This is a genomic window from Agrobacterium tumefaciens str. B6 (genome assembly GCF_001541315.1).
Classification (GTDB): domain Bacteria; phylum Pseudomonadota; class Alphaproteobacteria; order Rhizobiales; family Rhizobiaceae; genus Agrobacterium; species Agrobacterium radiobacter.
This window is the reverse complement of sequence record NZ_LMVK01000012.1, coordinates 190,813-211,082: the sequence shown is the minus strand read 5'-3', so window position 1 is coordinate 211,082 and position 20,270 is coordinate 190,813. Positions and strand designations below refer to the sequence as shown.

The window sequence follows — 20,270 nt, the reverse complement described above, 5'->3', positions numbered from 1 at the left end:
AAGGTCAGAGGTATTCAACATGCGGCCTTATCGGTCCGCCATGCGCTCGATTTAGCACCCTATGGCGGGCGCTCAGTTCTGGGTGGAGCCCTTCTGCCAGACGCCTTCGCGTTCCAGCAATCTGGTTGCCGCCACCTGCTCGGCCGCGCGCTTGGAGCGCTCGACACCGGTTTCCGGCTTTACGCCGGGAATTTCGACAGTCACTGTAAAGCGAGGATCGTGATCCGGTCCGGAGCGATCGTCAATCCTGTAAGAGGGCGTGGTCGCAAATCTGGCATGCGCCCATTCCTGCAATTCGGTCTTGGCGTCTCGCCGTCCGGCATCCACGCTCGTTGCGCGGCCCTGCCAATATTTCAGAATGAACTTGCGCGATGCTTCCAGCCCGCCATCCAGATAGATGGTGGCGATCAGGCTTTCGACCACATCGGCACGCACATTCAACATCGCCTTGCCGGTCAGCTTTTTCACGTCGGATCCGGTACGGATGAAATTGTGCAGCCCCATCTCGTCGCCGATCGCGGCGCAGGATTCGGCGCTTACGAGCTGGTTGAGACGGACGGAGAGTTCACCTTCGGTGGCGTTACGGAAAATGGAGAACAACAATTCCGCCACGCAGAGGCCGAGAACGCGGTCCCCTAGAAATTCCAGCCGCTCGTAATTGCCTGCCGCGGCGGAGCGGGCGCTGGCATGGGTCAAGGCCCGGTCGAGCCGGGCCTTTTCCTTGAATTCATATCCGATCAACGCTTCCAGACGGGAAATTTCGTCCGCGGAAAGCGGCTTGGTCTTACTCATCCCACAACCTTGAACAGGCGGTCCCAACGCATGTTGGCCGGCCATTCCCAAATGCGGCTGAACGGCGTGTCGTTGCCCAGCGAGAAGAAGATGACGCTGGCGCGGCCGATCAGGTTTTCTTCAGGCACGAAACCGACATCGAAGCGGCTGTCGAGCGAATTGTCTCTGTTGTCGCCCATCATGAAATAATGGCCTTCAGGCACCACGAATTCACGGGTGTTGTCGCCGCGCGAATCGGGCGACTGGTCCAGCGTGTCGTAGGTGACGCCATTATCAAGCGTTTCGCGGAAAACAGGCACATTGGCGCCCGGATCGGCGCGATAATCTGACGTGAAGGTGCCGTCGGGCTGCTTCGGAATCGGCTGACCGTTGATGAACAGCACGCCGTTCGTCACCTGGATGCGATCACCCGGCAGGCCGACGAGACGCTTGATATAATCGACTTCAGGATTGGGCGGCAGGCGGAAGACCACGACGTCGCCGCGCTTCGGCTTGCTGAATTCGAGAATGCGGCCCGAAAACAGGTTCGGCGAAAAAGGCAGCGAATATTTCGAATAGCCGTAGGAGAACTTATTGACGAAAAGATAGTCGCCAACCAGAAGCGTCGGCATCATCGAGCCCGATGGGATCGTGAAGGGCTGAAAAAGCACGGTGCGGATGACCATGGCCAGCAGCAGCGCCTGAATGATGACCTTGACGTTCTCCCAGAGGGCGTTCTGCTTCTTTTCAGCTTTTTCCGACACTTAAAGACCTGCCTGATTGTTTCCCGGCTTCTTCGGCTTCGCGAAGGCTTCCGGGCCGTTGTTTGTAGAGCCTGCGGCGGTGGAGCGGTTTCACACTGCCAGCAACGCTTTCATATTTCTGCGACTTCTCTAGAACCTTTCCAGCCCGAAGGGAAGCGCTTCTGTCACACGCCCGCAAATAGAACGCCAATGCGGCAAGGCCGGGGCCTCAATCGATCACGGGAAGCGCTTCTATGATCACAAATGCCTGAGCATAAGGAAAATCGTCCGTGATCGTCAGGTGAATATTGGCGCGGTGGCCGGCAGGCAGCATGGCCGCCAGCCTCTCCCCTGCCCCATTGGTCAGCACCATGGTCGGCTTGCCGCCCGGCAGATTGACGACACCCATATCCTTCCAGAAGACGCCGTTCGCAAGGCCGGTTCCCAGCGCCTTGGAACAGGCTTCCTTGGCGGCGAAACGTTTGGCATAGGAAGCGGCGCGGTTCTTGCGGCCATCGGATTTGGCGCGCTCGATATCGGTGAAACAGCGATGGGTAAAGCGCTCGCCGAAACGTTCGATCGACTTTTCAACGCGGCGGATGTCGATCAGGTCGCTACCCAATCCAATGATCATTTCAGCATCTCCAGAGAAGCATTCTTGTTGGCGGCGCGATGCGCGAGATTTTCCATCTTGCGGCGCTGGAAACCGCTGATGAGGCCATAAACGGCGATATAGGCGATGATTGCGCTGATGACGGCAGGAAGAAGCGCGCCGATGGTCATGGGTTCCAGCACCGGCGTCCATATCTGCCGGAATTCAAGATGGCTGAACAGCGCCACGAAATCCACATGCGCGGCACTTTCCGTCTTCTGCCGGCCGAGAATGAAGTGTCCCAGCTCCCAGGTGGATGCCCAAATGAACGGAAATGTCAGCGGATTGGCGAAGGTGGTGCCGAGCGCCGCCGCCACGAGATTGACGCGCAAGAGGAAACCGAGCGCCATGGCGATGATGATGTGAACGCCGAGAAACGGCGTCCATGCCACGCCCACACCGATGGCGACACCGGCGGCAACAGAATGCGGAGAGGCGGAAAGCCTGAGCAGCCGCAGCTTCATATAGCGCAGCGAACGGGAAAAACCCGTTCGCGGCCAGAACAGGTCGCGAATCTTCTCTGAAAAACCAACGGGTTCACGGCGGCGAAACGGCATGGGGGCAGTCTATTTCATCGCCCCGGCCGAGCCAAGAGCATGGTAGACAACAAAGGACTTTTGCTGACTTATCCCCACGTCCGTCATTCTGGCCCTTGAGCCGGAAACCAGCCTACGCGTGCTCGTGCAGCGTCGACAGATCAATAACAAGCCTTGCCGGACACTCTGACGTCATCCTCGGGCTTGTCCCGAGGATCAGCAAGCGATTGATTCAATTCGACGTGATTAGATCCTTGGGGCATCCTCGAACTTGTTCCCGGGACCAAGGAGACGTTGAGGAAATACGCTCCCTCTCGCCGTCAACTTCATTGCAAACGCAGCATGTCATATCAGTCAAACCGGACAGCTGTGTGTGGGACACCCGCTAGAAGCGCGTATTCACCTTGGTCTACGAGACGCAGGAATGCACAGGCCGATAGGGCTGCATCTGCTAGCCCCATACGCATGGCGATGGGCTGCCATGCGTTGAGTGCATTACCGGCGGAACAGGCCGCGGTCGATTTCGCGCTGGCGGAATTCGAGATCGACGTTCGATACCGAACCGCTGAGATATTCGAATTCGCGTTCCTGGGTGGTCTTGCCACGGACGGCACGGGCGATCTTGCGAAGCGGAGTAAACATGATTTTCGGTCCTTTCGGTTTGGAACTGGCGTTTCTCATCGGTGTTTATCCACCGGCACGCCGCGTTTCCTTCTCTTCAATTTCTGAGGAGAAAATAGTCGCAAACCACTTCCACGACCAGAGACAGGAAAAGGCCGCTGCCATGCGTTTAGCGCATAACAACGGCCTTTCAGTATCTTCAAAGGATCAAAAATGCCTCAATCGAAGGCACGCGTCACCGTCGAGACGCAGTCGAGATCCTTGAGCTGCGACAGAAGCTGGTTCAGCTGCCTGAGATCCCAGACTTCGACATCCAGCGCCAGCTCGGAGAAATCCGTGCCGATGCGGACCATGTTCAAGCCCCGAATATTGACATCGAGCGTGGCGATGGACTGCGCCACGGAGGCGAGCGTGCCCGGCTCGTTCAGCGCATTGATCATCACCCGCGCCATGAAGCGCGACTTGTTCGCTTCATCGAGGTCCCAGCGGACATCGATCCAGCGCTCCGGCTCATCGTCGAAACGCTGCAGCGCCGGCGCCTGAATGGGATATATGGTAATGCCCTTGCCTTTTTCCATGATGCCGACGATGCGGTCACCCGGAACCGCGCCGGCGGCACCGAAATGCACGTCGACATTGCCGGAAAGGCCGCGGATGGGCAGCGGGTCCGGCCCATCCAGCATTTCGGCCGCGCCATCGTCCTCCAGAGCGGAGCGCGACTTGCCGGGGATCTTGAAGACCATGCCGGAAGCGCTGCGCATGTTGAACCAACCATCGTCACCGGTCATCTTCACCGTGACGCGCTCGTCCTGATAATCCGGATAGACCGCACGCAGCACATCGAGCGAGGAGACCTCACCGCGCCCGACGGCGGCGATCGCGTCTTCCACATCCTTCTGCGCCAGACGATGAAGAACGGGCTTCAGTGCTTCACGCGAGAAGGCCTTGCCGGCGCGCTCGAAGGTGCGCTCCAGAATGCGATAGCCGAGGCCGGAATATTGCTTGCGGATGGCCATGCGCGTGGCGCGACGGATGGCCGAGCGGGCCTTGCCCGTCACCACCACCTCTTCCCATGCGGCAGGCGGCACCTGCACGCCCGAGCGGATGATCTCCACCTCGTCGCCATTGTTAAGCCGGGTCACGAGCGGCATGATCCGCCCGTTGATCTTGGCGCCAACCGTCGTGTCACCGATATTGGTGTGCACCGCATAGGCGAAATCGATGGGGGTCGCGCCGCGCGGCAGCGCAATCAGCTTGCCCTTGGGCGTGAAGCAGAACACCTGGTCCTGGAACAGTTCCAGCTTGGTATGTTCGAGGAATTCTTCCGGGCTGTCGCCTTCGGCGAGCGATTCGATGGTGTGGCGCAGCCAGGAATAGGCGTTGCTTTCCCGAGAGAGCAGATCGCCCTCCCCGTTTTCGCCATCCTTATAGAGCGCATGGGCGGCAATGCCGAATTCGGCGATCTCGTGCATGCGCTTGGTGCGGATCTGCAGCTCGATGCGCTGGCGCGAGGGTCCGACGATGGTGGTGTGGATGGAGCGATAGTCGTTCTGCTTCGGCGTGGAGATGTAATCCTTGAAGCGACCCGGCACCACGCGCCAACGGGTGTGCACGATGCCCAGCGCCCGGTAGCAGGCGGGAATATCGTCCACCAGAATACGGAAACCGTAAACATCCGAAAGCTGCTCGAAGGAAAGCGACTTCGCCTGCATCTTGCGGAAAACCGAATGGGGCTTTTTCTGCCGCCCTTTTACGTTGGCCCCGATCAGGCCGTTCGCCACGAGAAGCTCACGCAACTCGTCCTCGATCTTCTTGATCAGGCCCTCATTGCGCGTTTCCAGTTCCTGCAGGCGGTTCGTCACCGTCTCATAGGCTTCCGGGGTGAGATAACGGAAGGACAGGTCCTCCAGCTCGTCGCGCATGTCCTGCATGCCCATGCGGCCGGCGAGCGGCGCATAGATTTCCATGGTCTCTTCGGAAATGCGGCTGCGCTTGTCGGCCGGCATGTATTCCATGGTGCGCATATTGTGCAGGCGGTCGGCGAGCTTGACCAAGAGAACGCGCACGTCGTCGGAAATGGCGAGCAGCAGCTTGCGAAGGTTTTCGGCCTGTTTCGCCTTGCGGGTAACGAGGTCGAGCTTCTTGAGCTTGGTGAGGCCTTCCACCAGCCGGCCGATATCTTCGCCGAATAGCTCGTCGATTTCCGCGCGGGTGGCGGTGGTGTCCTCGATCGTATCGTGCAGCAGCGCCACCGCGATGGTCGATTCGTCGAGATGCATTTCTGTGAGGATCGCGGCAACTTCCAGCGGATGCGAGATATAGGGGTCGCCATTGGCCCGCTTCTGCTGGCCGTGTTTCTGCATGGCGTAAACATAGGCCTTGTTCAGCAGGGCCTCATTCGCATCCGGTTTGTATTTTTGAACTCGCTCGACGAGTTCGTATTGCCGCATCATGCGATATTCCACAAAAAGAAAGCGCGCCAACCTTGGGGTCGGCGCACAATGCTGCATCAATAGGGATCAGATTATGACGGCAACTATTGACAGACGGTAACCACCGCCTGTCAAAGGCGTCATAAAGTCAGATCAATAATCGTCATTTTTTTCCGGCGGCACAAGGCCTTCGATACCGGCCAGCAGTTCTTCTTCCGACATCTGGTCGAAAGTGACGGTTTCCGGCTGGTCGTCGTCTTCGCCATCAGCAATAGCGGAGGCGGCGAGCGTGACCGGATCGGGCTCGGGCTCGTCCACTTCCACATGCTTCTGCAGCGAATGGATGAGGTCTTCCTTGAGATCGTCGGGAGACAGCGTCTCATCAGCGATTTCGCGCAGCGCAACGACAGGGTTCTTGTCGTTATCGCGGTCAACCGTGATGGAAGAGCCCTGCGAAATCTGGCGCGCACGGTGGCTAGCGAGAAGCACCAGCTCGAAACGGTTGTCTACTTTATCAATGCAATCTTCTACTGTGACGCGGGCCATTGCCTGTCCTTTGTGGGTCGTAATGTCGTGGATCAGAGCGCGGTGCGATATTAGCGATGCACCGGCTGTGCCCTAACCTATTGAATCTGCGCCTCGCGCCTTGCGAAAAACACTCAAGATTTCTCGTGACGAAGCTTTCCAGCTTCCGATACAGCCATTGGCCGCGGAATTCAAGTTTTTCCTGTATTTGGCGTCTTTTGGCAACTTATCCGCCATGTTTGGCGTCTGATGAACAAAATGTCTAGAAGAATTGTCTTGGAATACGGGGGAAGGTAGCTTACTTAAAACGCAACGGCGATGCGCAAAATTCGTTGATACGACATGATTTTTTGCGTTAGCGACCGGAAATAAAAGCCAGATAATGGCCTTTCCAAAAAAAAGGAATGGGATGGAATGTTCGATCCACGGGAGAAAATTGCGCTCTTCATAGACGGAGCCAATCTTTATGCAGCATCGAAAAGCCTGGGGTTCGATATTGACTATCGCAAGCTTCTGAAGGCGTTTCAGAAGCGTGGCTATCTGCTGCGCGCCTATTATTACACCGCTCTTATCGAAGATCAGGAATATTCCTCGATCCGCCCGCTGATCGACTGGCTGGATTATAACGGCTACAAGGTCGTCACCAAGCCCGCCAAGGAATTCACCGACGCACTCGGCCGCCGCAAGATCAAGGGCAATATGGACATCGAACTGGCAGTCGACGCCATGGAGCAGTCCGAGACCGTCGATCACCTGGTGCTGTTTTCCGGCGACGGCGATTTCACCACGCTGGTGGATGCGCTGCAGCGCAAGGGCCGCAAGGTTTCCGTGGTTTCCACCATGGCCACCCAGCCCGCCATGATCGCCGACGATCTGCGCCGCCAGGCCGATCACTTCATCGATCTGATGACGCTGAAGGCCGAAATCGGGCGCGACCCGAACGAGCGCCCCGTTCGTCACGCCGAAGGTCCAGAGACCGTCTGATTCGGTTTTTGTACCGCTGATATTGCAAAAACGCGTCCGTCCAAAAGACGGGCGCGTTTTTGTTTCAAGCGTCTCCAGCAGGACAAAATTCCTTTTAGAATTAACAAACATCAAATTCAGCCAGTCGAAATTATATCTTGGTTAATTTTAGACGTGTCTAAATCACGCAACGGCGCCAGAGACGTGAATTGGGCGCCAGATCAGGATGACTAGACATGCATGGCCAAGAAAAAACCGACCGACAACTCGATGAAAGACTGAATTTTCTGGGGCTCGGCCACGGTGAGCGGCAAAATCTTTCAGACATGAAGGGCGTCATCACCGGCTCTCTCGACGCCTCTCTCGATCGTTTTTATGCGAAGGTCCGCTCGGTGCCGGAGACCGCGAAGTTCTTCGCGAACGACGCGCATGTACAGCACGCCAAGGCCATGCAGCTCAAACACTGGGCAAGGATCGCCTCCGGCACATTCAACGCGGATTATACCGATGCCGTGACGGCTATCGGCCGCACCCATGCAAGGCTCGGGCTGGAGCCTCGATGGTACATCGGTGGTTATGCGCTGATGCTCGATGGCATCGTAAAGGCCCTGATCGAGTCCGAGTTGAAGGGCCTCTTCATGGAAAAGAAGGCCCGGAAGGTGAAGGACGCCCTGTCCGCCACCATCAAGGCCGCGCTTCTCGACATGGATTATTCGATCTCCGTCTATCTCGACGTGCTTGCCGCCGAGCGGCACAAGGTGGAGGCCGAACAGGCGCAGATGAAGAAGGAGCAGGAGCATGTTCTCGCACTGCTCAACAGCGCCCTCGACAGGCTGGCCAATGGCGACCTCACCTCCAGCATCGGTGAAAAGACCGCACCGCAATTCCAGGGACTGATCGCCAATTTCAACGCCGCCGTCGGCAATCTCTCCGGCGCATTTGCGCAGATCGTCGAGGAAGCGAACAAGATTTCCGGCAATACGCGCGAACTGACGTCAGCGACCGACGACATGGCCCGCCGGACGGAGCAGCAGGCCGCGGCCCTTGAGGAAACCGCCGCCGCCGTCGAGGAAATCACCACCATTTCCAAATTGTCGGCGCAGCGTTCCGAAGAGGCCAAGGCCATCGTCGAAAGCTCGGCCGTTGAAGCCGCGCGCTCGCGCGATGTGGTGACGGAAGCGGTGAAGGCGATGGGGGCGATCGAAGACTCATCGCAGAAAATCACCCAGATCATCTCCGTCATCGACGAGATTTCGTTCCAGACCAATCTTCTGGCGCTGAATGCCGGCGTGGAAGCCGCACGCGCCGGCGAAGCGGGCAAGGGTTTCGCCGTCGTTGCTCAGGAAGTGCGCGAACTGGCGCAGCGTTCAGCCAACGCCGCCAAGGAAATCAAGACCCTGATCTCCAAATCCTCCGCGGACGTGATGCAGGGCGTCTCGCTGGTCAACAAGACAGGCGAATCCTTGAATACGATCGGCAACAAGGTGGATCATATTCAGGAACACATTGCCTCGCTGACCAAGGCTGCGCAGGAGCAATCCGTCGGCATTCAGGAAATCAGCGCCGCCATCAACAGCATGGATAATCTGACCCAGAAGAATGCGGCGATGGTGGAAGAAACCAATGCGGCCACGCATAATCTGAGCGATGTCAGCGCCAATCTGGCGGCGCTCGTCAGCCGGTTCAGCGTCTCGGCAACGAAAGCTCATGTGGAGCGGACTTACAAGGCGGCGTAACGGGGCCCGGCGCGCAACACACTCCCGTCATCCCGGCCTTAAGCCGGGATCCAGCCAGTCCAAGTCCTTGGGCTGAAAGAACTCTTTCCACGGCGCAGACGCGCCGTGACTGGATGCCGGATCAAGTCCGGCATGACGGAGGAACAAGCGGTGAAAGGCAGCAAGCCCCCTGCCCGGCAAAATTTATTGCCGCTCAGGCGTTGCCACCCTTCAGCAAGCGCGACTTCTGCCGGTTCCAGTCGCGTTCCTTCTCGGTCTCGCGCTTGTCGTGCAGCTTCTTGCCCTTGGCGAGCGCCAGTTCCAGCTTCGCGCGGCCTTTTTCGTTGAAATAGACCTTCAAGGGTACCAGCGTCATGCCTTCGCGGTTGATACCGGCGCGCAGGCGGTTGATCTCACGCTTGCTCAAAAGCAGCTTGCGGCGGCGGCGCGGCTCATGGTTGAAGCGGTTGGCCTGCAGATATTCCGGCAGGTGGGAATTGATGAGCCAGATTTCATCGCCCTCGTCCGACGCGTAGGATTCGGCGATATTCGCCTTGCCTTCGCGCAGCGACTTGACCTCGGTGCCGGTCAGCACGAGCCCTGCCTCATAGGTATCGATGATTTCGTAGTTGAAACGGGCCTTGCGGTTTTCCGCAACGATCTTGTTCACCACGCGCTGGCTGCCTTTGGGGGCCATGATATTTCAATCCCTTGTTTTTCTTATTGCGCCTTCGGCTTACCGCCGAGAGCGGTTTTCGAACCTCTATTTAATGTTGTCGTCGCAAAAAGAAAAGGCGCGCCGAACGGCTTCTGTTTCGAAGCGGTCCATGGCGCGCCTTTTAGGTTTGCAGGCGTGTCTCAGTTCATCAGGCCGGCATGCTTCAGCGCCGCATCGATGGCCGCTTCCGTTGCCGGTTCCAGCGTACTCATCAAGGGCGAACGGACCCGGCGATTGCCGCCGCGGGTCTTCGACAGCGCATATTTGGTGCCGCAGACGCCGGGCTCCATGAAGATGGCCTTGTGCAGCGGCATCAGGCGATCCTGGTATTCCAGCGCCTTGGCGTAATCACCCGCGAGCATCGCCGCCTGGAATTCCGAACAGAGACGCGGCGCGACATTGGCGGAGACCGAAATGCAGCCGACGCCGCCATGGGCGTTGAAACCGAGCGCCGTACCATCCTCACCCGAAAGCTGGATGAAATCCTTGCCGCAGGAAATACGCTGTTCGGAAACGCGATCGATCTTGCCCGTCGCATCCTTCACACCCACGATGTTCTTATGCGCCTTGACCAGTGCTCCCATGGTTTCCGGCGACATATCCACCACCGAGCGCGGCGGGATATTGTAGATGACGATCGGCAGCTTCACCGCTTCTGCCACGGCGGAAAAATGGGCGAACAGGCCCTTCTGGGTCGGTTTGTTGTAATAGGGCGTCACCACCAGCAGCGCATCCGCGCCGGCCTCCTGCGCGTGCAGCGCAAGCTCGATCGCCTCATCCGTATTGTTGGAGCCAGCGCCCGCAATGACCGGAACCCGTTTCGCCGCTACCTCGATGCACAGCTCGACGACACGTTTGTGTTCGTCGTGGGAGAGGGTTGGAGATTCCCCCGTCGTGCCGACAGGCACAAGTCCGCTGCTGCCTTCGGCGATCTGCCATTCCACATGGGCGGCAAATGCCTGTTCGTCCACGGCGCCATTGTCCGTGAACGGGGTAATGAGGGCGGGAATTGATCCCTTGAACATGCAAAGCTCCTGGCGCCGAGCCGGTTCATGCTTCGGCCGCATTCGATGGTTAAAACCGGCACACATTAGAGCCAGCCCTTGGCGCCGACAAGCGCAAAGGCAGCGTATTTTGTCCGAAATTGTCGGAAGTGTGACAGTCTCCCGACCGTGATCGGCAAGCGCAAAAGGCCGGCGCCGAAAAGAGACGTCGCTCGCGGGCCGGTGAATAAAAGTTGATTGAATTGCGGGGCGGGAATTAAGATTTCATTAAGGCTGAAATCCCAAGATTCCGGTGCGGGGCATCAGACCGTTTTCGGCAATCCCGCTGCAATGAAGCGATATTACAAGAAAGTCGACAAATCCGTTACACGATGAAGAGCGGCATGAAAAAGACAGTCTGGGGATTGATGGCGGCGGGCCTTGCCGCAACCGTTTGGAACGCACTGGCCGGGCCGCTGCCGGAAGGTGCGGCGCCGCTTCCCTATGTCAAGCCGAATGCACCTGCTGTTCCGGCCTTCATGCCGGCCTCGCCCGAGATCACCGGCGCCATACCGCGCCTCAACCGCCCCGATGACACAAGCCAGTTGAAGGCAGGTCTCGACGCGCTTTCGAGCCGTGATGCGGCCCGCGCGATTGCGCTGCGCAACACCATGCCGACCGGCAGCCTTGACCGCCATATCCTCACCTGGGCTATTGCCGTTTCCGGCCAGAAGGACGTCGCTTCCGCCGAAATTGCCGCTGCCCAGCGCGAGCTCTCCGGCTGGCCGGGTGCGGCGACGCTGCGCGCCAATTCCGAAAAAGCGCTTTACCGCGAAGATCCGCCCGCACCCCAGGTGCTTGCCGCCTTCGGCAATAGCCGCCCGGAAACCGCCGAAGGCACCGTGGTGTTCGCCAAGGCGCTCGCCTCCTCCGGCAAGGGTGCGGAATCGCAGAGTCTCATTCGCCAGCTCTGGGTCAGCGAAGGCATGGACAAGGACATGGAAGACCGTGTGCTTGCCGAGTTCCCCGCCTATCTGACGCCCGCCGACCACAAGGCGCGCATGGATTATCTGATGTATCGCAGCCGCATCAGCCAGGCGAAGCGTTTTGGTGATCTCGGCAAGGCGCAGTCGCTTTACAACGCCTGGGCGGCCGTGCTGCAGCGATCCGCAACCGCAAGCGCGCTCCTCGGCAAGGTCGACGCCTCCTGGCGCAGCGACCCTGCTTATCTCTTCGCGCGGGTGGAAAACCTGCGCAACCAGCAGGAATATCCCGAAGCAGCGGCCCTTCTGCGACAGGCGCCGAAGGAAGCGGCCAAGCTTGTTAATCCCGGCGAATGGTGGAATGAGCGCCGCATCATCGCCCGCGGTGTCGCCGATCTCGGTGATTTCGCCGAGGCCTATCGCATTGTCGCCAATCATTCTGCCACCTCGGCGGTCGATACCGCCGATGCGGAGTTCCATGCCGGCTGGTACGCGCTGAGGGCGCTGCGCGACCCGGCGACGGCTTCGCGTCACTTCAACACGCTGCTTCAGACCTCGAACCGGCCGCTTTCGGCGTCGCGCGCCTATTATTGGCTAGGTCGGGCGGCGGAAGCCGGTGGACCGGGCGATGCCCGCGACTTCTTCACCAAGGCAGCCGCTCACCCCGGCACGTTTTACGGCCAGCTCGCCGCCGCGCGAATCGGCGCAAAAACATTGAACGTCACCTATCCGAGCCCCAGCAGCAGCGACCGCGAACGTTTCGCCGGCCGCGAAGCCGTACGCGCCATCGACCGGCTGGAGGCGGCCGGTTACGGCTGGCGTGCCGACAGCCTTTATCGGTCGCTTGCGGAACAGCTCGACAGTCCCGGCGAGCTTGCCATTCTGGCGGCAAGGGCTGAGGGCAACGGCAATCACCAGGTTTCGCTGCAGATCGGCAAGACGGCCTTCAGCCGCGGCATCGATGCGGCAGCGCTCGCCTATCCGCTCGGCGTCATTCCCGCCAGCGCCAATATTGCCGGCTCCGGCAAGGCGCTCGCCTATGCGATTGCCCGGCAGGAAAGCGCTTTCAATCCCGCCGCCGTCTCCGCCGCCAATGCCCGCGGCCTGCTGCAACTACTGCCCGGAACCGCCAAGGGCGTGGCCGGCCGCCACGGCCTGCCCTACACGCAGGCAATGCTGACCAGCGATGCGGGCTACAACGCCACGCTCGGCGCGCATTATCTCGGCGAGCAGATCGACAGCTTCGGCGGCTCCTACATCCTCACCTTCATCGCCTATAATGCCGGACCGAAACGCGTGCCGGAATGGATCTCGCGATATGGCGACCCGCGCGGCAAGCCGATCGACGAGGTGGTCGACTGGATCGAACGCATCCCCTTCCCCGAGACGCGCAATTACGTGCAGCGGGTGATGGAGAATTATCAGGTCTACAAGACACGGCTGGGGCAACAGGCCGATATTGTCGATGATCTGCGCCATGGGCGTGCGGGATAAGGCAGCATTCTTCCGCCAATCGCTGATCGTTCTAAAACATTCAAGCATCGGTTCGCCCGGTGCTTTTTTGTTTCCGTGTTTGAATAACGCCTCTCAGCGCCGGAAGCCATCAAACGAAAAACCCCGGCATTTCTGCCGGGGTTTCCATCACTGACAATGTCAGATCAGATTAGAACGTGCGCTGAAGGCGAACGAAGCCGGTGACTTCGTCGTCACGACCATCTTCGTCGTAGTAGTTAGCGGTGATCTTGGTGGCCAGACCTTCGGTGATCTTGTAGTCAACCGTCAGACCAGCAGTCCAAGCGTCACGGTCGCCAACGAAGTCGCCGTCAGCAGGGTTGACGTCCAGCGTACCGAGGTATTCGAAGCCGGGGGTAAGCGTCAGGCGATCGGTTGCCTTGATCGCGTACTCAACGGCAACAGCCCATTCAGACTTTGCGTAGTAAGCGTTGTCGCCAGAAGCCCATACACCAGCAAGACCGAAGGTGCCCGGACCGATATCTGCGAACAGCATGCCGCGGATAGCAACGTTTTCTGCGTCGAAGTCGTAGCTGGCGATCAGGTTAGCCGTAACAGCGCCGAACTTGCCGCCGATCATGCCGCCGATACCGACGTTGTTGTCAGCGCCGTACTGGAACTGGCCGTACTGGCCTTCCAGTTCGTCAACCGAGAGCGCAGCCTGGAAAGAACCAGCGTCATAGGTGTACTTGATCGAGTTGAACAGGGTGTTGGTCGACAGAATGTCGGTTTCACCGTTCAGATCGTCATCCCACCAGCTGTAGAACTTACCGACCTTCAGGCCGCCGAGTTCGATGAAGGCCTGGTCAACGAAAACGCTCGAAGAAGAAGCAGAACCGTTGTCAGCATTGCCGCGGAAGCCGATGAAGCCACGCAGAGCGCCGAGCTCGGTGTCGGTGCGGGTGTCAACTTCGAACTGAGCGCGGGTGAACGAATCCCAGTCGGACGTGCCAGACTGGTTACGGCCGAAATTGGTCTGGAAACGGATGTAACCGCCGAACTTCAGGCAGGTTTCGGTGCCGGGGATGTAGAAGAAGCCGGTGCCGAAAGCGTCGCAAACGCGAACGTATTCCAGGGGCTCAGGCTCAGCAGCGACGATAGCGTCGGCAGCGTGAGCGCCGGATACTGCTGCGAGAGCCGCAGCGGAGCCGATGAGAAGGCTCTTGATGTTCATGGTTGACCTCCAGTCAAACGCTTAATCTTCTAAGCAGCGGGTGGGAAAGCACTCAGAAATGCGTGCCGCTTATGAAGCTGATTAGAGCCAAAACCGGACGGATCGGCAATCGTAATCATGACGAAAGGAAGACAGTAAGGTGTCCTTAGTTTTTCATTGTTGCGAAATAGCTACAATTCTAACCTACCCCACCAGATTCATTACCGAATAGTTAATTTCCAATTTATTTCAGATGCTTAGCTGATGAACCCAACATTCATCCAAAAGCAAGTGAAATGCCATTAGAGAGCCTGGCCATAATCGGGACGCAGGAAATTGTCCAAAAGTTGATCTGCCACGTCGCAGAATCGTTCATCTTGCAATCTGGCCGCCCGCAATTCCGATTGATCTGGCGTTGCTATCTGTGACGAGCACAAGGTGATTCGGCGAATCTGGATCACGATGAACCCTATTCGGCAACGCGCATAAGTGTGGTCGAAACGATATCATCAATTGATCATCCACACTCTAAGATCGCCATAACGCAAAAAAGCCCCGGCATTGCTGCCGAGGCTTCCGTCACTGACAAAGTCAGATCAGATTAGAACGTACGCTGAAGGCGAACGAAGCCCTGTACGCCGTCATCACCGTTGTCGATGTCGAAGTAGTTAACAGCGATCTTCGTGGAGAGGCCCTGCGTGATCTTGTAGTCGAGCGTTACGCCAGCGGTCCAAGCGTCGTCGTCAGAGAAGTCATCCCAGGAAACGAGGCCGTAGGAGCCGTAGTACTGAGCGCCGGGGGTGATCGTCAGCTTGTCGGTAGCCTTGATGGCGTACTCGGCAGCAACAGCCCATTCGGATTCAGAGTAGTAAGCGTTCGCACCAGAAGCCCAAACACCGGCCAGGCCGAGCGTACCCGGACCAACGTCAGCCGTTGCGATCAGGCGAACAGCGCCGTTTTCGCGGTCGATGTCGTAGCCGCCGATAAGCTGCAGGGAAGCAGCGCCGAGCTTGGCGCCAACGCCGAGAGCGATACCAACGTTGTTGTCGGATTCGTTGAAGCCCTGAACGTCGATGCCTTCGAGTTCGTCAGCCGAAACGCCAGCCCAGAAAGAACCGGTGTCGTAGGTGTAACGTACCGAGTTGAACAGAGCGTTCGTGGACAGTTCGTCGGTTTCGCCAGAGAGGCCATCGTCCCACCAGCTGTAGAACTTACCGACCTTCAGGCCGCCGAGTTCGATGAAAGCCTGGTCAACGAAAACGCCCGAGTCGTCAGCGGCGCCGGTGTCAGCGTTACCGCGGAAGCCGATGAAGCCACGCAGAGCGCCGAGCTCGGTGTCGGTGCGGGTGTCAACTTCGAACTGGGCGCGCGTGAACGAATCCCAGTCAGACGTGCCAGAACGGTCACGGCCAAAGTTGGTCTGGAAACGGACGTAACCGCCGAACTTCAGGCAGGTTTCGGTGCCGGGGATGTAGAAGAAGCCGGTGCCGAAAGCGTCGCAAACGCGAACGTATTCCAGGGGCTCAGGCTCAGCAGCGACGATAGCGTCGGCAGCGTGAGCGCCGGATACTGCTGCGAGAGCCGCAGCGGAGCCGATGAGAAGGCTCTTGATGTTCATGGTTGACCTCCAGTCAAAGTTTTTAAGTGGGTCTGGGTACTTTCGCTGAAGGACAGCATTCCCTGCCCCATTCCCGTGTTCTTAGAAGCCAAACGATCCACCGCCTCGCTTCTGGTGGTGAAAATACAAAAGGTTTCGCCGCTTGCAATCGCCAACATCCGATAAATAGCATTTACGTATATGCTTCATTTCGGTTTGTTGCGGAAACAACACACAGTGCGCACCCGGCTGGCAAGCAGCTTTACCATGCGTTAAGAAATTGCTTGAAAATCCGTTAGTTGGCGAGGTTAACAAGGTCTTTCTAAACTACCGGCCTTTTCGGCGAAGCCTTGCCTTGCCGGGCAAGGATGATGGAAACTTTTGCTTCCTCATACCCCTTAACCTGACATGCCGCCACGGCGCTCATGGAGAAAGGATAGAAAACCATGCCGTTTGCCACCGATTCCTCGCGCAACGATTCGACGCGCTTGCTCAGCGCTGGTTACGATACTGCCGGCACGATAATTGAAGTCGACACCACCAAGTCTCTTGATTCGCTCGTTTCTTCCATAGTCGAAACCTGAAGAGCGCGGACGTCTGCGGCTTCATGGTGCGAGGTCGACATGGCTGTCGCGCACCGACGCACTAAGCGCGGGTCGGCTATGATTTGGAGCTGAGGGATATGTAGGGCTGAAGTTTCCGGTCTGTGCCGAAGTGGCGGAGAGGATGGGATTCGAACCCACGATACGCTTTTGACGTATACTCCCTTAGCAGGGGAGCGCCTTCGACCACTCGGCCACCTCTCCGGTGCGGCCTGATTATTGCGTAAAAAAAATGATTGCAAGGCTTTTTCGCCAAGAAGCACAAAAACCTGTTGGCTGAACATCGCCCCCGCGAAACTTTGCGGGCAATTCGGGAACTTCTTGACCGACCGTACGTTCTGCCTTCGGTAACAAAAGAGGTGTTCTAATGGCTCAGACCAAACTGAATGTTGTCGAAGACACGATCGAAAACCAGATTGCGGAGTTGCGTTCTCAGATCGCATCCCTCTCCAAATCCGTATCCGCCCGCGCGGAAGGGGTGAGCGAGGATGCATCCGAATTTCTGGATGAGGCGCGCGGACGCGTCCGCAAGGCCGCGCATAATGTACGCGCCCAGGGCCAGAATGTCGTGGAAGCCGTCAAGGAAAATCCCGGTACGGCAACCTCCCTGCTGACGATCGTTGGCGCACTCGGTTTTGCCATCGGTTATGCCGTCGGCACAAGCACACAGCAGAACTCGTCGAACAGCAGCCTTTATCGCTGGCGCTGATCGCTGCATGGAATTAAAATTCAGGCAAGGCGGGTCAACCCTGCCTTGCCTTTTCGTATGGGTTTGAAATGTAATGAATGGGGGCGGATATGCGGTTCAGCGACGATCTTGAAACGGCTTTGTCGGATTTTGCGAGGGATCACGGCATAGACAGGGATGAGGCCATCCAGCGCATCATTCGCGCCGCCCTTATCAATAGCGGCTATCTCGCCTCCGGCGAAGAAGGTATTCCGCCGGAAAAGCTGAACGCCAGCAACGACGACTGAATTAATATCCCGACCGCGATGGCGCAGGCGCTGCTCCGCCCTTGTAACGGGCCGACAGCGCACGCAGGGTGTTGGCGAATTCCGTGACATCCGCCCCGACGGCGACGAAGGACGCGCCGAGTTCGAGATAACGGCGATTATAGGTTTCATTAAAGGTGAGAATGCCGGCCGCCTTGCCCGCCTTGACGATCTTGACGATGGCCGCCTCCATCACCGCCTGCACTTCCGGCTCGTCTATGCGGCCGAGATAACCCATATCCGCGGCCAGATCCGCCGGGCCGATGAAGACGCCGTCCACGCCCTCCACCGCGAGAATATTATCGAGATCGTTGATCGCCGCGCGCGTTTCGGCCTGCACCAGCAGGCAGACGCTATCGGAGGCGCTGTCGGCATAGTCGGTTATCGTGTTGAAGGCGGAAGCGCGGGCAACGGCCGCGCCCATGCCGCGAATACCGCGCGGCGGATAATGCATGGCGCTGACCAGATCCGTGGCCTGGGCGGCCGAATCAACCATCGGCACGAGAAGCGTGCGCGCACCCGCATCCAGAAGCTGCTTGATCATCCAGCTTTCGCCGACCGGCACGCGCACCACGGGTTCCGCGGACGACGTGGCAAGGGCACGCAGCTGGTCGATGATGCTGCGCAGATCGTTCGGCCCATGCTCGCCGTCGATCACCAGCCAGTCGAACCCCGCCGTACCGGCGATTTCCGCCGTGATGGCCTCGCCCATATCGAGCCAGAGGCCAATCTGCGGCTTGCCGGCATGGATGGCGGTTTTGAAACGGTTTTCGGGAGCAGGCATGATATCCTCAGGAAAGCAGTAATTTCAGATCGGCGGAGAAGTCCGCCAGGATGGCGCGATCCGGCTCAGCACCGGTATCGAGCAGTTTCTTGCCCGCGACATAGGCCTTGGCATCGTTGACGGCATCGACAGCCACGAATCGCCCATCGCGGAAATACCAGACGGACCAGCTGCCCTCGCGCGCACCGGGCCGGAGCACCGTCTCGTCGTAACCCAGGTTGAAGCCGGCAATCTGCAGCTTGGCGTCATATTGATCCGACCAGAACCACGGTTTCGGATCATAGGCGGTTTCAGCCCCGGTGAGCACGGCAGCGGTCGCCTCCGCCTGATCGACCGCATTCTGTACCGATTCGAGACGCCCATGCTGGCCCCGCCACGGCAGCAGCGCGCAATCGCCCCCCGCATGAATGGCGCTGGCGGATGTGCGGGTGTGGTCGTCCACCACGATGCCGTTGCCGACATCGAGGCCCGATTCGCGGGCAAGGCGGTCATTCGGCGTCACGCCGATGCCGACGATGACGAAATCGACATCAAGCATAGAGCCGTCGGAGAGTTCGGCAGCAGCCACCCGGCCTTCCATGCCGACAAGGCGCACAAGGCCGGTCTTTTCGCGGATGGAAACGCCATGGGCCTGATGGATGCCGCGCATGATATCGGCGGTTTCTTTCGCCGCCACACGCTGCAGAATGCGGTCGGCCATCTCGATCAGCGTCACCTCAAGGCCGAGCTTGCGGGCGACGGCGGCTGCTTCAAGGCCGATATAACCGCCGCCGATCACCAGCAGCCTGCGGCCGGGCTTCATCTCCTCCATCAGCCGGTTGGCGTCGCGCTTGTCGCGAACCGTCAGGACGCCTTCGAGATCGCCGCCGATGCTGGCGGGCAGCAGGCGAGGTGCGGCCCCGGTTGCCAGGACCAGCCTGTCATAAGAAAGCGTGCTGCCATCCTGCATGCGCACGGTTTTTTCAGCGCGGTCTATCTCCTCCACCCAGGTGGAAAGCCGGATATCGACATTGTTTTCGGCGTACCATTCCTCCGGGCGGAACATCAGCCGGTCGAAACTCATCTCACCCAGAAGGTATTTTTTGGATAGCGGCGGACGCTGGTAAGGATAGGCATCCTCGGAACCGATGATGGTGATGGGGCGCTCGTCCTTCAGCGCCCGAAGCTTCGACGCCAGCGCGAAAGCGGCCTGCCCCGCCCCGACGATTACCAGCCTTCCCGTCACAGTTCACTCCCAGAACAACCACGAAGCGCCGATCCTGCCGACCCTCGCGAAGCCATATTACCGGATCAGGCGTAACGCCAAGTACGGCCCCAGTCAACCGCGCAGCAACGCCAGCCCGGTGCAAGCATGACGCATTATCAGCACAGGCTGCGGCACGACTGCAACCTGATGGGACCGAACGCATTTCCATAGTGGAAACATCGGCTTCCCCGACGGAAGATTGGTCGAGATCGACGCACACTAGAGATAATTGCGCGCATTTCCTTCATGCCCTGGCAAGGAAGCGGCGTTAAAATCGGCACGAAAGAGGCAATCCGGGAGGTTGTCATGGCTTTACATATGGATATCAGTCAGAACGTCCCACAGGACGAGATGTACGAGAAATTTCAGATCGACCGGCCCGGCAAGATCACCTTCATCGGGCATCATCTCAGCGCCAAGGACACCATGCGCTGCCTGGTGCGGACCATTTCCCTCTACGGCGCCGAGCTGGATGTCAGCCCCGATCTGGAAATGCCGGCCAATTTCTATCTGGAAATTCTGGGCATCCGCGACGAGATCGGCTGCACGCTGATCCGCCGCGAGGAAGAAAAGGCCACGATCGGCTTCAACATGCTGATCGATGCGGAATTCCTGCACCATGTGCGGCGCCTGAGCTTCGAGACCAGCGTCTGACCTTGTCACGACAGGCCGGTGGTTTTTCCATCCCTTCTTCGCGACGAAAAATTCTGTTCCAAAACAGCCATGCCGCAACCGGCCGCG

General features: G+C 58.6%; 20 protein-coding genes and 1 tRNA gene. 7 read left to right on the top strand and 14 right to left on the bottom strand.

Annotated features, from left to right (window positions below; all coding sequences use genetic code 11):
• Nucleotides 1-72: 72 nt before the first annotated feature.
• From rnc to rpoZ, 7 genes are all read right to left on the bottom strand, one after another.
• Entirely contained in the window at nt 73-792 is a 720-nt protein-coding gene (gene rnc, locus ASB65_RS11180) for a ribonuclease III (protein WP_003509950.1), read from the bottom strand.
• Nucleotides 789-1,535: a signal peptidase I gene (gene lepB, locus ASB65_RS11175; protein ID WP_060723996.1), complete on the bottom strand. Its 747-nt coding sequence runs from the start codon at nt 1,533-1,535 to the stop codon at nt 789-791. Before lepB ends, rnc begins: the two co-directional genes overlap by 4 nt.
• A gap of 208 nt (nt 1,536-1,743) precedes the next feature.
• Nucleotides 1,744-2,148, bottom strand: a complete 405-nt coding sequence (gene acpS, locus ASB65_RS11170) for a holo-ACP synthase (RefSeq protein WP_003509952.1) — start codon at nt 2,146-2,148, stop codon at nt 1,744-1,746.
• A complete protein-coding gene (locus ASB65_RS11165) occupies nt 2,145-2,723 on the bottom strand; it encodes a DUF2062 domain-containing protein (RefSeq protein WP_020813375.1) in 579 nt (192 codons plus the stop codon). Before ASB65_RS11165 ends, acpS begins: the two co-directional genes overlap by 4 nt.
• Before the next feature lie 474 nt (nt 2,724-3,197).
• Entirely contained in the window at nt 3,198-3,344 is a 147-nt protein-coding gene (locus ASB65_RS11160) for a hypothetical protein (RefSeq protein WP_003496944.1), read from the bottom strand.
• A 197-nt stretch (nt 3,345-3,541) separates the two neighbouring features.
• Nucleotides 3,542-5,776, bottom strand: a complete 2,235-nt coding sequence (locus ASB65_RS11155; protein WP_060723995.1) for a RelA/SpoT family protein — start codon at nt 5,774-5,776, stop codon at nt 3,542-3,544.
• 132 nt (nt 5,777-5,908) lie between these two features.
• Nucleotides 5,909-6,301, bottom strand: coding sequence for a DNA-directed RNA polymerase subunit omega (gene rpoZ, locus ASB65_RS11150; protein WP_020009554.1), 393 nt, complete (start codon nt 6,299-6,301; stop codon nt 5,909-5,911).
• A 393-nt stretch (nt 6,302-6,694) separates the two neighbouring features.
• Between rpoZ and ASB65_RS11145 the strand changes: the two genes are divergently transcribed.
• Together ASB65_RS11145 and ASB65_RS11140 are read left to right on the top strand one after the other, a co-directional pair.
• The gene (locus ASB65_RS11145; protein WP_003509957.1) at nt 6,695-7,264 is read left to right on the top strand and encodes an NYN domain-containing protein; all 570 of its coding nucleotides are present in this window, start codon (nt 6,695-6,697) and stop codon (nt 7,262-7,264) included.
• Between the two features lie 215 nt (nt 7,265-7,479).
• Nucleotides 7,480-8,979, top strand: coding sequence for a methyl-accepting chemotaxis protein (locus tag ASB65_RS11140; RefSeq protein ID WP_060723994.1), 1,500 nt, complete (start codon nt 7,480-7,482; stop codon nt 8,977-8,979).
• A gap of 193 nt (nt 8,980-9,172) precedes the next feature.
• Here the strand turns inward: ASB65_RS11140 and smpB are convergent, their stop codons facing one another.
• On the bottom strand, nt 9,173-9,655 hold the full coding sequence (smpB, locus tag ASB65_RS11135; protein ID WP_003509959.1) for an SsrA-binding protein SmpB: 483 nt from the start codon (nt 9,653-9,655) through the stop codon (nt 9,173-9,175).
• Between the two features lie 161 nt (nt 9,656-9,816).
• The gene (gene dapA, locus ASB65_RS11130) at nt 9,817-10,701 is read right to left on the bottom strand and encodes a 4-hydroxy-tetrahydrodipicolinate synthase (RefSeq protein ID WP_026363477.1); all 885 of its coding nucleotides are present in this window, start codon (nt 10,699-10,701) and stop codon (nt 9,817-9,819) included.
• 362 nt (nt 10,702-11,063) lie between these two features.
• On the opposite strand from dapA, the gene ASB65_RS11125 reads away from it, so the two are divergent.
• Nucleotides 11,064-13,136 carry a lytic transglycosylase domain-containing protein gene (locus ASB65_RS11125; protein WP_060723993.1) on the top strand — a complete coding sequence of 691 codons (2,073 nt, stop codon included), beginning with the start codon at nt 11,064-11,066 and terminating at the stop codon, nt 13,134-13,136.
• A 169-nt stretch (nt 13,137-13,305) separates the two neighbouring features.
• On the opposite strand, the gene ASB65_RS11120 is transcribed toward ASB65_RS11125, so the two are convergent.
• Both ASB65_RS11120 and ASB65_RS11115 read right to left on the bottom strand, forming a co-directional pair.
• Entirely contained in the window at nt 13,306-14,328 is a 1,023-nt protein-coding gene (locus ASB65_RS11120; RefSeq protein WP_060723992.1) for a porin, read from the bottom strand.
• Nucleotides 14,329-14,908: 580 nt separating this feature from the next.
• Nucleotides 14,909-15,925, bottom strand: a complete 1,017-nt coding sequence (locus ASB65_RS11115; RefSeq protein WP_060723991.1) for a porin — start codon at nt 15,923-15,925, stop codon at nt 14,909-14,911.
• Between the two features lie 425 nt (nt 15,926-16,350).
• Between ASB65_RS11115 and ASB65_RS28175 the strand changes: the two genes are divergently transcribed.
• On the top strand, nt 16,351-16,488 hold the full coding sequence (locus tag ASB65_RS28175) for a hypothetical protein (protein WP_153463490.1): 138 nt from the start codon (nt 16,351-16,353) through the stop codon (nt 16,486-16,488).
• A gap of 131 nt (nt 16,489-16,619) precedes the next feature.
• On the opposite strand, the gene ASB65_RS11110 is transcribed toward ASB65_RS28175, so the two are convergent.
• Nucleotides 16,620-16,710: transfer RNA gene (locus ASB65_RS11110), tRNA-Ser, on the bottom strand.
• A gap of 163 nt (nt 16,711-16,873) precedes the next feature.
• Between ASB65_RS11110 and ASB65_RS11105 the strand changes: the two genes are divergently transcribed.
• Both ASB65_RS11105 and ASB65_RS28705 read left to right on the top strand, forming a co-directional pair.
• Entirely contained in the window at nt 16,874-17,215 is a 342-nt protein-coding gene (locus tag ASB65_RS11105; protein WP_003509967.1) for a hypothetical protein, read from the top strand.
• 89 nt (nt 17,216-17,304) lie between these two features.
• Nucleotides 17,305-17,481: a hypothetical protein gene (locus ASB65_RS28705; protein ID WP_162993007.1), complete on the top strand. Its 177-nt coding sequence runs from the start codon at nt 17,305-17,307 to the stop codon at nt 17,479-17,481.
• A 1-nt stretch (nt 17,482) separates the two neighbouring features.
• Here the strand turns inward: ASB65_RS28705 and ASB65_RS11095 are convergent, their stop codons facing one another.
• Together ASB65_RS11095 and ASB65_RS11090 are read right to left on the bottom strand one after the other, a co-directional pair.
• Entirely contained in the window at nt 17,483-18,283 is an 801-nt protein-coding gene (locus ASB65_RS11095; protein ID WP_060723990.1) for an aldolase/citrate lyase family protein, read from the bottom strand.
• A 7-nt stretch (nt 18,284-18,290) separates the two neighbouring features.
• Nucleotides 18,291-19,508, bottom strand: a complete 1,218-nt coding sequence (locus ASB65_RS11090) for an NAD(P)/FAD-dependent oxidoreductase (protein ID WP_060723989.1) — start codon at nt 19,506-19,508, stop codon at nt 18,291-18,293.
• Between the two features lie 327 nt (nt 19,509-19,835).
• On the opposite strand from ASB65_RS11090, the gene ASB65_RS11085 reads away from it, so the two are divergent.
• The gene (locus ASB65_RS11085; protein ID WP_020809747.1) at nt 19,836-20,183 is read left to right on the top strand and encodes a hypothetical protein; all 348 of its coding nucleotides are present in this window, start codon (nt 19,836-19,838) and stop codon (nt 20,181-20,183) included.
• The last annotated feature ends 87 nt before the right edge of the window (nt 20,184-20,270 follow it).